Origin of the sequence: Actinoplanes sp. NPDC051346 (genome assembly GCF_040682215.1) — a bacterium.
Taxonomy (GTDB): Bacteria; Actinomycetota; Actinomycetes; order Mycobacteriales; family Micromonosporaceae; genus Actinoplanes.
On the sequence record NZ_JBFBAJ010000007.1, the window covers coordinates 222,456 to 237,627 of the forward strand.

A 15,172-nucleotide genomic window follows, 5' to 3' on the forward strand; every position below is an offset into this window, starting at 1 on the left:
GGCGGCGGTGCGATCCGCTGCGCCGTAGGGCGTCGCGACCAGCCTGGTTAGGGTGGCTTCTGTATCCGTACCCCTGGGGAGGTCTTGGTGAGCGGCGGCCTGTACCGCAGCGCGCACGCCGCGCCCGACGGTGAGCCGGAGCCGTCCGACGGCGCCATGGTGATCTCCGTCGACAGCACGGGCACCCTTCCCGCCGCTGCCGGCGACCAGGCGCTCCCACCCGAGTTCATCCCGACGACGGGCACCGAACCGACCGGCGGCACCGTCTACGGCGGCGCCTCTGGCGGCGGAAGCGGAGGCATCGGCGGCGGCACTGTTTATGGCAGCAGGACCGACGGCAAACAGGCCCAAGCGGACGCCGCCGACGCGTCCGAGGAACGCCCCGCCGACGAGGATCGCGGCACGGCCGGCAGCAGCGCCATCATGGCGGCCGGGAGCCTGGTCAGCCGGCTCATCGGGTTCGTCCGCAACATGCTCATCGGCATGACGCTCGGCAAGGCGATCGGTGACCCGTACACCAGCGCCCAGTTCCTTCCGATGCAGGTCTACGAGCTGCTGCTCGGCGGCGTCCTGTCCAGCGTCCTGATCCCTCTGCTGGTGCGCCGGCGCAAGGCCGACCCGGACGGCGGCGAGCTCTTCACCCAGCGGCTGCTGACCCTGGCGGTGGTGGCGCTCGGCGCGGCGACCGTGCTGGTCACCGTGGCCGCCCCGGTGATCACCACGATCCAGTCCAGCTCCCGGGCGACCGCCGGCTACCAGGACCTGGTCACCTCGCTGTCGTACCTGATGCTGCCGATCATCTTCTTCACCGGCCTGTCGGCCCTGATCGGTGCGGTCCTCAACGTGCGCGGGCATTTCGCCGCGCCGATGTGGGCGCCGATCCTCAACAACCTGGTGGTCATCGCCAGCTGCGGGGCGTTCATCCTGTTCTTCGGCACGGCCGACGGCCTGACGCCGAAGGACATGACGCCCGGCCGGATCGCCCTGATCGGCGGCGGCACCCTCCTCGGCATGGTGGTGCAGGCGGCCGGTCTGCTGCCCGCCCTGCGCAAGGTCGGCTTCACCTTCCGCTGGCGCTGGAACCCCCGGGCTCTCGGCCTCGGCGAGGTCGGCGGGCTGGCCGGCTGGATGCTGGTGTACGTCTGCGTCAACCAGATCTCGGTCTTCCTCGTCGCCCGGATGCTGAGCGGCATCGCCGGCGACAGCAATGCCAGCCTGCTGGCCTACAACAACGTCTTCCTGCTCACGATGATGGCGCACGGCATCATCGGCGTGTCGGTGATGACCGCCCTGCTGCCGAAGATGAGCGCGGCCGCCGCCGAGGGCCGCTACGCGGACGTCAGCGCCGACCTCAGCCGCGGCATCCGACTCACCACGACGGCTCTCGCCCCGATCTGCGTCGTGTACGGCGTCCTCGGCGTGCCCATCGCGGTCACCCTGTTCCAGGGCGGCGCGCTCAGCTACGACCAGGCATTCGCCACCGGCGGGGTGCTCGCCGTCGCCGCGTTCACGGTGATCCCGCTGTCGGTCAGCTACCTGTGCACCTTCACCTTCTACGCGCTCCAGGGCAACCGCACCGTCGCACTGATCAACATGCCGGTGGTGGCGTTGCGGATCGCGGGCTACTTCATCGTCGCCGAGGTTCTCGGGCAGTCGCTCACCGCGGCGGGCATGACCGCCGCCAACGCCGTCTCCTACCTGGTCTCGGCGCTGATCTCGCTGAGCCTGCTGCGGCGCCGGATCGGTCGGCTCAACCTCGGTTCGGTCGTCGGCGGGCTGCTGAAGGTGCTGGCCGCGGCGGCGGTCGCCGCGGCGGCCGGGCTGCTGGTGGTCCACCTGCTGCCGGGCGGCGACACGCCCGGACGCCCCGCCGCGGCATTGCAGGTCGCGGTCGGCGGTGGGGTGATCATGCTGGTCTACCTGGCAACGGCCGCGCTCCTCAAGGTCCGCGAGGTACATCAGGTCATCGGGACGGTACGCCGAAAAATCGGGCGCTGATCGCTGTGGACAAGGCTGTGGATAACCCGCTGAACAGCCGGGTCCGCCGCGCCGACCGGCTCGAACAATGCCGGCGTACGGCCTCTGACGGGTACCCCGCGTGGGGATGACCTGTGGGACCTTGGCCGGGGACGGGTAAGGTCGGGGGCGACACTTGCGGACCACCGAGGGAGGACGGGTGACCCAGGTCGGCGAAGGCCACGAGACCGCGGCCGACGAGGCCGGACCGGTCATGACCTTCGGTGCGCCCACCGTCGGTGAGATCCTGGCCGAGCGCTATCAGCTCGAGGAGCACGTCAACAACGACAGTGCCGGGCGCCAGGTCTGGCGGGGCATCGACGTCATCCTCCGGCGGCCCGTCGCGGTCGTGCTGCGATATCCGGGCGGCGAGTCCGCCGCCGAGATGCTGCAGGCGGCGGTCGACGCGAGCCGCGTGATCCACCCCAACCTGGTCGGTGTCTACGACGCCATCGATGAGGGCACTCGGGCCTATGTGGTCCGCGAGTGGGTCGACGGTGAGGCGCTGCGCGAGTTCGTCTCGCGGGAAGGCCCCCTCGACCCGGCCCGCGCCACAGCGATCGCGCACTCGATCGTCGACGCGCTCGCCGCCGTGCACGCCACCGGCATGGTCCACGGCAACGTGCACCCCGGCACCACGCTGATCGCCGACGACGGCCGCGTGGTCCTGGCCGACGCCCGGGCCGACTCGGCCGACAGCATCGAGTCCGACATCCGCGCCGTCGGCGGCATCCTCTACTTCTCGCTGACCGGCCGCTGGCCGCACGCGGAGGTCGGTGCCTCGGCACTGCCCGACGCCCTGCGCGACGGCGACGGCGCCGCCTCCACTCCACGGCAGGTCCGCGCCGGCGTCCCGGCGTACCTCGATGATCTGACCATGGACCTGCTCAACAAGGACGTCGCCGTCCCCGAGGCCGAGGCGCTCACCGCCGAGCTGGCCCGCCTCGACGCCGCCGACGAGGAATACGACGACGCCGGTCCGCTGCGGTTCACCCAGGGCAACTCCGCCGAGCCGGCCCGCAGCACCCGGCAGATCGTGGTGGGCGTCGCGGCTCTCGTCGTCATCGCGCTGATCGGTCTCGTGTTCGGCATCCGTGCGATCAGCAACTCCGGTAAGGAGCAGTCGCCCGGAGCCAGCCAGGCCAACACGGCGCCGCAGGGTGGCAACCAGGGCAACGCCGACCAGGGCAACGCCGGGGCCGGCCCGCAGGGCACGCCGAAGAAGGTCGCGCTGACCGAGAGCATGGTCCGCATCGTCGACCCGCCGAATGGCGGGCGCGGCGACTCGGGCGAGGCCAAGTTCACCGTCGACGACAGCAAGGAAACGGGCTGGGAGACGCAGCGCTTCAACCAGTCCGACTTCGGCAACCTCAAAGACGGCATGGGCGTGCTGATCAACCTGGGTTCGCCGCGTCACCTGAGCGATGTCCGGGTCGAAACCTCGGCGCCGGGCGTTGCCATGGACATCCGAACGGGCGCCAACGACCCCGGCAACACCTCTGCGGGCGACGACCAGATCGTCAAGACCTACAAGAAGCTCGGCGACGACGACACCGGCAGAAGCGACGGCACCAAGAGGATCTTCCCGGTCTTCGACGCCACCCAGACCTATCAGTACCTGTTGGTCTTCATCAGCGACCTGCCGGCCGCCGACGACGGCGAGGGCGGCTACAAGGTCGAGGTGACCAACATCGAGGTGTACGCCACCGACTGATCGGAAAGTCTCCCGCGGGCAGACGACAAGCCCTCCGCCGAATCATCGGTGGAGGGCTTTTCCGTGCCGGCGACAACCGCGCCACGCCGTCCCTTGCTCTCGGCGGGTCGAGGGCGGTCCGGGGTCACCTTGACGCGACGGATGAGGCCCACGTGGGAGGCGCGAGCCCGGCGTGGCTCGGCTACATTGCTGGCGTGACTTTCGGCGACGCACTCGATGCCGCGGACGGCTCTGGACCGACCGACGCCGAGCTCCTGCGCGCCCACGTCGACGGCGACCCGCACGCCTTCAACGAGCTGGTGCGGCGCCACCGCGACCGCCTCTGGGCCGTCGCCCTGCGCACGATCGGTGACCGCGAGGAGGCAGCCGACGCCGTCCAGGACGCGCTGCTCTCCGCGCACCGCAGCGCGGCCCGCTTCCGCGGAGACTCCGCCGTCACCACGTGGCTGCACCGCATCGTGGTCAACGCCTGCCTCGACCGGATGCGGAGGCGGCAGTCCCACCCGACCGTTCCCCTGCCGGACGGCACGCACACCGACGACGGCGGCCTCGGCAGCCGGCCGGAGCCGGTCGCGCCGACGCAGGACCACGACACCGCGCTCGTGGTCCGCGCCGCGCTGGCGGCGCTCCCGCCGGAGCAGCGGGCCGCGCTCGTGCTCGTCGACGTGCAGGGCTACCCGGTCATCGAGGCCGCCGAGATCCTCGGCGTAGCGGAGGGCACGATCAAGAGCAGATGCGCCCGGGGACGCGCCCGGATGGCGTTGGCCCTGGGACACCTGCGGACGGGTTCCGAACCGAGCGGCCCGGCCCGGGGAAGGGCTTCCAGCGGCTCGGCCGGGAGTTCGATCGGGGGTTCGGACGGCGGCTCAGCCGGGGGTTCGGCCGGCGGGTCGGCGGGCGGCTCGGTCGGGGATTCGGCCGGCGGCTCGGTCGGGGGGTCGGTCGGGGGGTCGGTCGGGGGGTCGGTCGGGGGGTCGGTCGGGGGGTCGGTCGGGGGGTCGGCAGGCGGCTCGGTGGGCGGCTCGGCGAATGACGCGGCTCGCGGCTCGGTCGGCAGTCCGGCGAACAGCTCGGCCCGAGGCCCCGCCGGCGGCTCCGGCGGCGGCTCGCCGAACAGCTCGACCCGGAGCGCTGCCGGCGGCTCTTCCGGCGGCTCGGGGAACAGTGTCTTCCGGGCGGTTGGAGAGTCGTCCGGAGAAGACGGCAACGCCGGGAACCCCGACGGCTCCGGGCGCGTCTCAACGGGGTTGGGTGCGACGGTGCCGCACCCGGTGTCGAGGCCGCTCCCGGCCTCCGGTGACAGAGGGGACCAGGCGTGACCGGGGCAGAGTTCAGTGAGGTCGACTTCGACCTGCTGGCCGACTATGTCGGCGGCGCGCTGGACGGCACCCCCGACGAGGCCGTGGTCTCCGCCCTGATCGTGGGACATCCGGCCTGGCGCCGCGCGCACGCCGAGCTCTCCGGAGCGACCGAAGCCATGACCGCCGCCCTTCAATCGTGGGGCGCCGAGCCGGAACCGATGCCGGCCGACGTGATCATGCGCCTGGACACCGCGTTCGCCGCGGCGAACGCCAGCGACAAACCAGGACTCGCGGCGGCCACGACCGCCGACGCCGGGATCAGACGCGGGCCGGCCGCCGACGCTGACGCCGGGCAGCTAGCCACGGGCGCCGACGCCGGGCACCTGACCACGGGCGCCGACGCCGGGCGGATGACCACGGGCACCGACGCCGGGCGGATGACCGTAGATACTGACGCCGGGCTGGTCGGCGCCGACGCCGGGGACCGGGGCGTAAAGGCTGGCGGTGTCACTTCCGGGGTCGGTCGCCTCGAGCCGGGTCGTGATGGTGTTGCTCCTGTCCGGCATCTGGTCGCCGTACCAAATAAGGATGAGCGACCGACCCGGCGCGTGAGGTGGGTCGCGCCGATGGGGATCGCGGCCGGGTTGGTGGCTTTCCTCGGGTTTGGGATTTCGCAGTTCGGTGCGGGGGAGTCGCGGGAAGCCAGCACGTCGGCCGCGGATTCGGCTGCCGGGCAGGGTGCTTCGCGGGGGCAGGCCGGGATTCTCTCGTTGCCCGCGGGGCCGGCTCAGGTGCTGGCCAGTGGCACCGACTACACCGCGGAGACGCTCACGCGGGCCGCGTTGCCGTTGGCCACGGCGGACTCCGGGCGCACCAGGACCGGCGCGCCGCCCCCCGGGGAGGAGCCCGTCGCGCCGTTGATCGACGCGTCCGAGGCCGGTGCGGCGCAGTCCGGGGCGCCGCGGGCCGACGAGCCGGAGACCGACGAGTCCCGGAAGGCGCGCGGCACGGCGGGCGAGGACAAGGCCGAGATCAACGCCAACGGCAACGACCCGCTGCAGCGACTGCGGGTGCAGGAGATGCTGCTGGCCTGCATCGATGCGATCTCCGATGCCAACCAGGCCGGCGCTGTCACCGCACAGAGCATCGACTACGCGCGGTTCGAGGGAGATCCGGCGCTGGTCGTGAAATTCACCGCGTCCAATGGGACGTGGGTCTGGGCCGCCGGGGCCGACTGCGGCACGCCAGGTTCCGGCGCCGACAGGCTCGGCGCCGTGAAGGTAGGCTGATCGGACGTCCGCTCGTGGTGAGGACCCCCACTATGTCGGGGCCCACAGAGCATGACGCGGGGGAATGTTGCTCTCCTACCATGACGTTCAAGCGTGCGATGTCGCCGGTGCCCCGGCGAACCCCAGACTGAGGAGTCGGCAGTGGACGAGGTCCGAAACCTGATCATCATCGGCTCGGGACCGTCTGGTTACACCGCGGCGCTCTACGCGGCCAGGGCAAACCTCAAGCCCCTGGTCATCGAGGGCGTGCAGTCCGGTGGCGCGCTCATGACCACCACCGAGGTGGAGAACTTCCCCGGTCACCCCGAGGGCATCATGGGCCCGGAGCTCATGGACAACATGCGCAAGCAGGCCGAGCGGTTCGGCGCCGAGTTCGTCACGGACGACGCGACCCGGGTCGAGCTGGGTGACAAGCCCACCGAGGCCGGCACCGAGGGCCTCAAGACCGTGTGGGTCGGCGACAAGCAGTTCTTCGCCCGCGCGGTGATCCTGTCCACCGGTTCGGCGTGGCGGCCGCTGGGCGTGCCCGGCGAGCAGGAGCTGCTCGGTCACGGCGTCTCGTCGTGTGCCACCTGTGACGGCTTCTTCTTCCGTGGCCAGCACATCATCGTGGTCGGCGGCGGCGACTCCGCGATGGAGGAGGCCACCTTCCTCACCCGCTTCGCCGAGAGCGTCACGATCGTGCACCGGCGCGACTCGTTCCGGGCCAGCAAGGTCATGCAGAAGCGGGCCCTCGACAACCCGAAGATCAAGGTCGAGTGGAACTCCGCGGTCCAGGAGATCCTCGGCGACGACGGCAAGGTCGTCGGCGCCCGCATCCGCGATGTGAACACGGGTGAGACCAAGGTGCTCGACGTCACCGGCGTCTTCGTCGCCATCGGTCACGACCCGCGCAGCGAGCTGTTCAAGGGTCAGATCGAGCTGGACGACGAGGGATACGTCAAGGTCGACCACCCGAGCACCCGGACGAACCTGCCCGGCGTGTTCGCCGCTGGAGACCTCGTCGACCACACCTACCGTCAGGCCATCACGGCTTCCGGCACCGGCTGCGCCGCCGCGCTGGACGCCGAGCGCTTCATCGCATCGTTTATTGAGCTGTAGACCAGGAGGTCCTAGTGGGAGCAACCAAGGCCGTCACCGACGCCACATTCGCGAGTGACGTGCTTCAGTCCGACAAGGTGGTGCTTGTCGACTTCTGGGCCGAATGGTGCGCGCCGTGCAAGAAGGTCGACCCCCTGCTCGCCGAGATCGCCACCGAAATGGGTGACAAGGTCGAAATCGTGAAGCTCAACATCGACGAGAACCCGGAGACGGCTCGCGCCTACCGGGTGATGTCGGTGCCGACCCTGACCCTCTTCAAGGGCGGCGAGCCGGTGAACTCCGTTGCCGGCGCCAAGCCCAAGGGTGCCCTGGTCACCTTCATCGAGTCCGCCCTCTGAGCAGGCATTCCCCAACGCCCCGCGTCCCTGGTGGGATGCGGGGCGTTGCCCGTCATGAGGCGACGCACGGAGCCGGCGTCGACGCCGGGCCCCCCGTGACACCTGGGGGTACGCTCCCAGGGTTGCCCCTTTTTACCTTTGCTAGGGAGCCGCGTGTGCGCTCGATCCGACGTGGAGACACCGGACCGGCCGTCGAGGAGATCCGGTCGATCTTGGTGGGACTCGACCTGCTGGAGATCGGCGGCACCGAGTACGACGACGCGACCGAAACCGCCGTACGAGCCTTCCAGCAGAGCCGAGGAATCAACGTCGACGGAGTAGTCGGCGCCGAGACCTGGGCGGCGCTGGACGGCGCGCGCTGGAAGCTCGGGGCTCGCACGCTGTTCCACTCCGTACCGACGTCGCTGGTCGGCGAGGATGTCCGGGCCCTTCAGGAGCGGTTGCTCGAAATGGGTTTCGACACCGGGCGGGCCGACGCCATCTACGGCCCGCGTACGGCCCGGGCGGTCGCCCAGTTCCAGCGCGAAGTCGGCCTGACCCCGGACGGCACCTGCGGCCCGCAGACCATGAAAGGGCTCCGCCGGCTCGGCCGCAAGGTCGTCGGCGGCCGCCCCAACTGGCTGCGTGAGGCCGAGGCCTTCCGGAAGTCCGGCTCCAGCCTCGTCGGCAAGACCATCGTCATCGACCCCGGCCATGGCGGCCCGGAGGATCCCGGCATCGTCGTCCCCGACGGACCACTGCGCTGGACCGAGGCCGACCTCGTGTTCGACATCGCCGCCCGCCTCGAGGGCCGCCTCGGCGCCGCCGGCATGCGCGTCCACCTGACCCGCGGCCCCAAGCCGGCCCAGCGGATGACCGGCCAGGAACGGGCGACGCTGGCGAACAGCCTCGGCGCGGACCTGCTGATCTCCCTGCACATAGACGGGCAGGAGACGGCGACTGCGGACGGGGTCTCGACCTACCACTACGGCACCGGCAGCGGCGCCACGTCGACGGTGGGGGAGCGCCTGGCCAACCTGGTCCAGCGGGAGATCGTCGTACGCACCGGCATGCGCGACTGCCGCATCCACGCGAAGACGTGGGAGCTGCTGCGCCTCACCCAGATGCCCGCGGTCCAGGTCGACCTGGGCTACCTCAGCTCGCCGGTCGATCGCGAGCGGCTGGTGGTTCCGCAGTTTCGGGACCAGGTCGTCGAGGCGCTCCTCGCGGCGGTGCAGCGGATGTACTACCCGGTGGAGGCGGACGTGCCGACGGGCTCGATCGACGTGCGGCAGCTCAGGCTCGCCCTGGCTTCCCGCAACACTCCCTAACTTTCCGTGGAGGTCGTCGCGGTCACCGGGCGGACCGGGCGCAGGAGTGTTTCGGGGCTCATCGAGCCGAGCAGCTTCTCGAGCGCGTACTCGACGTCCGACTTCCACGACAGCGCCGTACGCAACTCCAGCCGCAGCCGCGGATAGCGCGGATGCGGGCGTACGGTCTTGAAGCCCACCGACAGGAAGAAGTCGACCGGCGCGACGCACCCTTCCTCGCCCTCGCCGGCTTCCCCGAACTTCGAGTCCCCGAAGGCCTCGATCGCCTTCACGCCCCGCTTCGTCAGGTCACGCGCCACACCCTGCACGAGCATGCGGCCCAGCCCGCCCCCGGCGAACGCGGCCACGACATGCGCGGTCATCAGCAGGGCCGCGTCGGCGCTGACCGGTGATGTGGGAAAGGCCATCGACCGGGGCACGTACGCCGGCGGTGCGAACATGACGAAGCCGGCCGGCATCCCGTCGACGTAGGCGAGCTTGCCGCACGAACCCCACTCCAGCAGCGTCTGCGAAACCCACGCTTCCTTCTCGAGACCGGGGTCGCCGGTGGCGCACGCCCGCTCGGCGGAGACCGGATCCAGTTCCCAGTAGACGCAGCCCCGGCACGGCCGGGGCAGGTCTTCGAGCGTGTCGAGGGTCAGGTTGACCAGCCGTCGCGACATGGCGGGACCCCTTGAGAATCGGTGAGCAATCCGGACTCGCGGCACGGTCCTCTTCACGTGCTCGTCCGCGCCCCCGGACGGATCCTACGCCGCAATCGCCTTGAACGGGAGCGGATCGGACTCCATCGGATGTGCCAGGGTCGAAGCGTCAGACCTAACATTGACGCATGACTGGCACAACTCAAGACGACTACACCGATCGCTATGCCCGCCGCGTCCGGGGGATGACGACCTCGGAGATCCGCGCGCTTTTCGCCGTCGCCAGCCGTCCGGAGGTGGTGTCGCTCGCGGGCGGATCGCCCTATGTTGCCGCGCTCCCGCTCGACGCGGTCGGCGACATGATGGGACGGCTCGCGTCCGAGCTCGGCACGACAAGCCTTCAGTACGGCATCGGCCAGGGCACGGTCGAGCTCCGCGAACGCATCTGCGAAGTCATGACCCTGTCCGGCATCGACGCCTCCAATGGCGCGTCCCCCGACGACGTGGTGGTGACCGTCGGCGGACAGCAGGCCCTCGACCTGGTGGCACGGCTCTTCCTGGACCCGGGCGACGTGGTGCTCGCCGAGGGGCCGACATACGTCGGCGCACTCGGCGTGTTCCAGGCCGCCCAGGCACAGGTGCGGCACCTGGCCATGGACGCCGACGGCCTCATCCCCGCCGCCCTCGAGGCGGCGATCGTCGAGGCGGGTGGTCGCGCCAAGTTCCTCTACACGATCCCGACCTTCCAGAACCCGGCCGGCGTCACCCTCACCGAAGAGCGCCGCGAGCAGATCCTCGACATCTGCGAGCGGCACCGGCTGCTGGTGATCGAGGACGACCCCTACGGAACGCTCAGCTTCGAAGGTGAGGCGCCGCGGCCGCTGCGCGCCCGCCGTCGCGACGGCATCCTCTACCTCAGCACGTTCTCCAAGACCTTCGCGCCGGGCCTGCGGGTCGGATGGATCCTCGCCCCCCACGCCGTACGCGAGAAGCTCGTCATGGCCAGCGAGGCCAACATCCTGTGCCCCAGCGCCTTCGCCCAGGGCGCCGTGACGCAGTACCTGTCGACCATGCCGTGGCGTGAGCAGATCAAGGTGTACCGCGAGATCTACCGCGAACGCCGCGACGCCCTCCTGAACGCCCTCGACGACCTGATGCCGACGGGCACCACCTGGACACGCCCCGCCGGCGGCCTCTTCGTCTGGGCCACCCTCCCCGAGGGCCTCGACTCGAAAGCGATGATGCCGCGCGCCATCGCCGCGCGCGTCGCATACGTGCCGGGCACCGGCTTCTACGCCGACGGCACCGGCGGCGGCAACATGCGGCTCAACTTCTCCTTCCCGCCGCCCGCCCGCATCCGCGAAGGCGTCCGCCGGCTCGCCGGGGTGATGGAACAGGAGCTCGCCATGCGAGCGGTCTTCGGACCCACCACCCCCCACCGCCGTCGTGGCCCGGCCGCCGCGGACACCCCCGGCCCCGACTTGGCATGATCAATCCCATGGGTACGTCCACAGATCCGACCATCCTCGTCCTCGCCGGAGGCCTCTCCTACGAGCGCGACGTCTCCCTGCGCTCCGGTCGCCGAGTCCTGGACGCGCTACGAGCCGCGGGCATGTCCGCCGAGATGCGCGACGCGGACGTAACCCTGCTCCCGACTCTCCGCGACGACCCCCCCGACGCTGTGGTGATCGCCCTCCACGGAGCAACCGGCGAAGACGGATCCCTGCGCGGAGTCCTCGACCTCTGCGGCATCCCGTACGTCGGCTGCACGGCGGCGGCATCCCGACTCGCCTGGGACAAACCGTCGGCCAAGTCGATGCTGCGCGAGCAAGGCATCCGCACCCCCGACTGGGTGGCACTGCCACACGACCGCTTCTCGGAGTTGGGAGCGGTGGCGGTCCTCGACCGAATCGCCGACCGCCTCGGCCTGCCGCTGATGGTGAAGCCCGCCCAGGGAGGCTCCGGCCTAGGAGCATCCGTCGTGCGAGAGGCAGCAGACCTCCCGGCGGCCATGGTCAGCTGCTTCGCGTACGACTCGACGGCGCTCGTCGAAAAGTACGTACCGGGGATGGACGTAGCGGTGTCGGTGCTCGACCTGGGGGAGGGACCATTCGCCCTTCCCCCAGTAGAGATCGTTCCCAAGAACGGCGTCTACGACTACGCGGCGCGGTACACAGCCGGCCTGACAACGTGGCACACCCCGGCGCGACTCAGTCCGTCCGTGGCCGAGATTGTGGCGGAGACGGCGGTGGCGGCGCATCGCGCTTTGGGGCTGCGGGATCTTTCGCGGGTGGATCTCATCGTGGATGCGGAGGGGGTGCCGCATGTGCTGGAGGTCAACGTGTCGCCGGGGATGACGGAGACTTCGCTGTTACCACTCGCGGTGCAGGCCGGTGGGTTGGATTTCGGGAAGCTGTGGGGGGCGTTGGTGGGGCGGGCGGTTGCTCGCGGGGATGGCTGAGCTGTTGGGTGTCGGGGTTCGCTCCTGCTGACCGCGACTATCTGAGCGTCGCTTCTCGTCGTGGCGGGCTGTGTCCGTCGTTGGGCTTTCGTTGGCTCGGCGCCTTATCCCGGGCGTTTTTGGCTTCGGTCCAGCGTCCGTAAGCCTGGCGTTGTTGCCGACTCCGGCGCAGCGCCGTGGCTCCTGGTGCTTTCGTCGTTCCCGGCCGCAGCGTGTCGTGGTTCCTGGCGCACTCGTCGTTCCCAGCCGCGGCACCCCGTAGCTCCTGGCGCACTCGTCGGTCAGGGCCGCGGCACTCCCGTAGTTCCTGAAGCTTTCGTCGTCCCAGCCGCAGCGCATCGTGGCTCCTGGCGCACTCGTCGGTCAGGGCCGCGGCGACGCCGTAGTCCGTCGTCCGTCGCGGTCGCCCAACCCCGTCGCTCGGCGCCGTCGCCCGGCACCATCGCCCGGCACCATCCCCGTCCCTGTCGCCCGGAACCGTCGCCCGGAACCCGTCGCCCGACCCTGTCGTCCGCCGCGTCCTCCGTCCCCGTCACCGTCCCTGTCCCCGTCGTTCGACACCCGGCGTCTTCATCGGACGCCCGTTTCCCGTTGTCCGTTGCCGGCGGACCTTCCACCGCCGGCGTTGCCGGCGTCAATGAGGTCGCCCTATCTGCGGCGGGCTCCCGGGAGGGGTGGCCTTGCGGCGTCTGTCGAGGCCTGCCGCTAACCCCTCTGCAGTGACAGTCTCTTCTGAATCGCCATCGCAGACTCGACGCAATCGGATCAGATGCGGACGGCGCGCGGACGGCACCGCTATCGCCAGCTCGACCGCGACCGCCAGGGTCTCCGCCAGGCAGGCATGACCGCCCGGTTGCACCTCGCGCAGTCACTGCCGATCTTTGGCTCGCGCCTCAGCGGCCCGTCTGCAGCAGACTCGGCTGCGGCGGTCGGCCCGCCGCCGACCGGCCCTGTGGCGGAAGGCTCGATTGCGGCGGCCGCTGTCACGGCCTGCTCGGTCGCGCTACCGATCCGGTTCCGACGGATCGGCTCCAACCAGCCCAGTGGCGCAAGGCCCGATTGCGGCGACCACTGTCACAGCCGCCTCGGTGGCTATCGGCTCAGTGGCGGCCGGCGCTATCTCGACCGACTCCGTTCCGACCGACTCGATTCCGACCGACCCAGTAGCGGCGGACTCGGTGCCGACCGACTCGGTGCCGACCGGCCCAGTAGCGGCGGGCTCGGTGGCGGCGGACTCGGTGCCGACCGACTCGGTACCGAAGGGCTCGGTTCGCGCCGTCCCGATTGGCTCGAAGGCGGGCGGTCCAGGTTCGGCGCGTGTCGTCGCCGTGGGTGTAGTCGTTGTCGGGTGGAGCGGATGCGCGTCCTGCTTCGCGTAGGCCGCCAGGTCGCGCATCCCACCATCGTCGAAGGTCTCGACCGGCCCAGCCGTGTCGGCGGCCAGGTCGGCTACCGGGTCGGCGTCAGTCTCGGCTGGAGGAGTCGAACCCCCGGCCTCGCTGAACGTGGCCGGCGCCTGCCAATGGATGTGTGGAGGCTCAGCGATCGCGCGGCCGCCAAACTCACCGAGCCACGCCGCGACGTGAGCAAGGCTCTCTCTCCATTTCTCTTCGGGGACGACGGGCAGGATGTCATTCCAGAGCGAGAGAAAGGTGCCTCGCAGCTGCAGGCGTCCATAGGGTCGCGCCAAAAACCACATTTGGAGGTGAGCTGAGCCGTCGCCCCAACGGTTGACGTGCACCCGAGCGACTCCGTCAACGGAACGGATCGCGCGCTCAAGGCGGACCGTCATGACGCCGAGCTCGGCTGCCAGGAGGTTCGGAAGGTCGCCCAGATCGAGGTGAGAGCGGCATTCGAGGATGAGAACCATCGGCAGCCCTGTCGGGCTCTCCATCGCCCGGACCCGCCAGCGTTCAGAGACCCAGATGCAGGAATCGTCGGGGGTGGCGCAGGCTAGGCAGTCAGCAGCATCTTCACCGCTGCGCGGAGGTTCGACCTCAACATCGGGGGCGAGCTGCTTAACCCGCATGTCGCCTTCAAAGGGGAAGGAAGGCCACCGCGTGAAGTCAGGGAGTTCGGGGGTGTTCTCAGACACGACGCCGACCCTAGTGCAGGCGGCCGCATGCTGTCCCGGGTCAATTTGCCGCACAACCCGTCGCCTCGCCCCACCCGGTTCAGGCAAGGCGCAGGAGTAGACAACCGTCACCGTCGAGCAGGCGACCACCTACCACGAAGTTATCCACAGAAGTTATCCACAGGCAGCTCCGTTTCACGTGAAACACCATGTGGCAGGCTTGCCGCCCCTGTGGATACCGCCGTGGAAAACTCACACCGCATCGGCGTTGTTTCACGTGAAACGCGCCACCCCCCGTCGTCAACAGACCTTGCGCACACCTTGTGGATACTGCCGCTCACCAATCCGTTCACCCTCGCGGTTGTCGGCCGGACGATCTCGCACTCAGCGAGTGCGGCAGCCCCGGCCGGGCGAATGGCCGCGGGCGTGCCGACGGAGCTCATGGCCCGCCGTCCAGACGGACGATCGATCGGTTTCACGTGAAACGGCTCCCGGCTCCCGGCTCCCGGCTCCCGGCTCCCGGCTCCCGGCTCCCGGCTCCCGGCTCCGATGAGGAGCGCCTGTTGATCTCTACAGCGAAAGGGGAGGTAGCGAATTTTTGAGCAGACTCCAGCGTGGCGTGGTTTGGCTGTTTCCTAGGAGCCAGGCGTGGCGTGACCGCGCCTCGGAGGGATCAGCGATCCGCACATGAGGCGAGGGCGAACCTTGGGGACTTGGCGCTCGCCGCCAGCGGCCTTCAGGACCTAGGGCGGGCGTTCCGCCACTTGTCGTTTCACGTGAAACACGCAGGTGAGCTCATTCGGCGCGGGGTCGATTCTGCGGACTTGGGCCTCCGCTTCAGTACTCGGCGGCAGACGAGGACCGCTCGAGGCCCTGTCTAGGCAAGAGGCTTGCGTCGCGGACCCGCATTGGACGCGTAAGGGCTCC

10 protein-coding genes and 1 pseudogene are annotated in these 15,172 nt (G+C 70.1%); 9 read left to right on the plus strand and 2 right to left on the minus strand.

The window, feature by feature from the left end; all coding sequences use genetic code 11:
• The first annotated feature begins 87 nt into the window (after window positions 1-87).
• The 7 genes and pseudogenes from murJ to AB0M36_RS19435 all read left to right on the plus strand — a co-directional run bounded on the left by murJ (window position 88) and on the right by AB0M36_RS19435 (window position 9,069).
• Entirely contained in the window at window positions 88-1,998 is a 1,911-nt protein-coding gene (murJ, locus tag AB0M36_RS19405; protein ID WP_364159294.1) for a murein biosynthesis integral membrane protein MurJ, read from the plus strand.
• Window positions 1,999-2,176: 178 nt separating this feature from the next.
• The gene (locus AB0M36_RS19410) at window positions 2,177-3,730 is read left to right on the plus strand and encodes a protein kinase family protein (RefSeq protein ID WP_364159296.1); all 1,554 of its coding nucleotides are present in this window, start codon (window positions 2,177-2,179) and stop codon (window positions 3,728-3,730) included.
• A gap of 194 nt (window positions 3,731-3,924) precedes the next feature.
• Window positions 3,925-4,524 (plus strand): annotated as a pseudogene (sigM, locus tag AB0M36_RS19415) (RNA polymerase sigma factor SigM); the annotation flags it as partial.
• Between the two features lie 521 nt (window positions 4,525-5,045).
• Entirely contained in the window at window positions 5,046-6,320 is a 1,275-nt protein-coding gene (locus tag AB0M36_RS19420) for a hypothetical protein (RefSeq protein ID WP_364159299.1), read from the plus strand.
• Window positions 6,321-6,461: 141 nt separating this feature from the next.
• Entirely contained in the window at window positions 6,462-7,421 is a 960-nt protein-coding gene (trxB, locus tag AB0M36_RS19425) for a thioredoxin-disulfide reductase (RefSeq protein WP_364159302.1), read from the plus strand.
• A gap of 14 nt (window positions 7,422-7,435) precedes the next feature.
• Window positions 7,436-7,759 carry a thioredoxin gene (gene trxA, locus AB0M36_RS19430; RefSeq protein WP_364159305.1) on the plus strand — a complete coding sequence of 108 codons (324 nt, stop codon included), beginning with the start codon at window positions 7,436-7,438 and terminating at the stop codon, window positions 7,757-7,759.
• A gap of 155 nt (window positions 7,760-7,914) precedes the next feature.
• Window positions 7,915-9,069 (plus strand): N-acetylmuramoyl-L-alanine amidase, encoded by a 1,155-nt coding sequence (locus AB0M36_RS19435; RefSeq protein ID WP_364159308.1) that lies wholly within the window; start codon window positions 7,915-7,917, stop codon window positions 9,067-9,069.
• Here the strand turns inward: AB0M36_RS19435 and AB0M36_RS19440 are convergent.
• The gene (locus tag AB0M36_RS19440) at window positions 9,066-9,731 is read right to left on the minus strand and encodes a GNAT family N-acetyltransferase (RefSeq protein WP_364159311.1); all 666 of its coding nucleotides are present in this window, start codon (window positions 9,729-9,731) and stop codon (window positions 9,066-9,068) included. The two genes, AB0M36_RS19435 and AB0M36_RS19440, sit on opposite strands and share 4 nt — an antisense overlap.
• 167 nt (window positions 9,732-9,898) lie before the next feature.
• Between AB0M36_RS19440 and AB0M36_RS19445 the strand changes: the two genes are divergently transcribed.
• The gene (locus tag AB0M36_RS19445) at window positions 9,899-11,200 is read left to right on the plus strand and encodes a PLP-dependent aminotransferase family protein (protein WP_364159314.1); all 1,302 of its coding nucleotides are present in this window, start codon (window positions 9,899-9,901) and stop codon (window positions 11,198-11,200) included.
• Between the two features lie 8 nt (window positions 11,201-11,208).
• Window positions 11,209-12,171, plus strand: coding sequence for a D-alanine--D-alanine ligase (locus AB0M36_RS19450; RefSeq protein WP_364159317.1), 963 nt, complete (start codon window positions 11,209-11,211; stop codon window positions 12,169-12,171).
• A 1,003-nt stretch (window positions 12,172-13,174) separates the two neighbouring features.
• On the opposite strand, the gene AB0M36_RS19455 is transcribed toward AB0M36_RS19450, so the two are convergent.
• Entirely contained in the window at window positions 13,175-14,041 is an 867-nt protein-coding gene (locus AB0M36_RS19455; RefSeq protein ID WP_364159651.1) for a hypothetical protein, read from the minus strand.
• Between the last annotated feature and the right edge of the window lie 1,131 nt (window positions 14,042-15,172).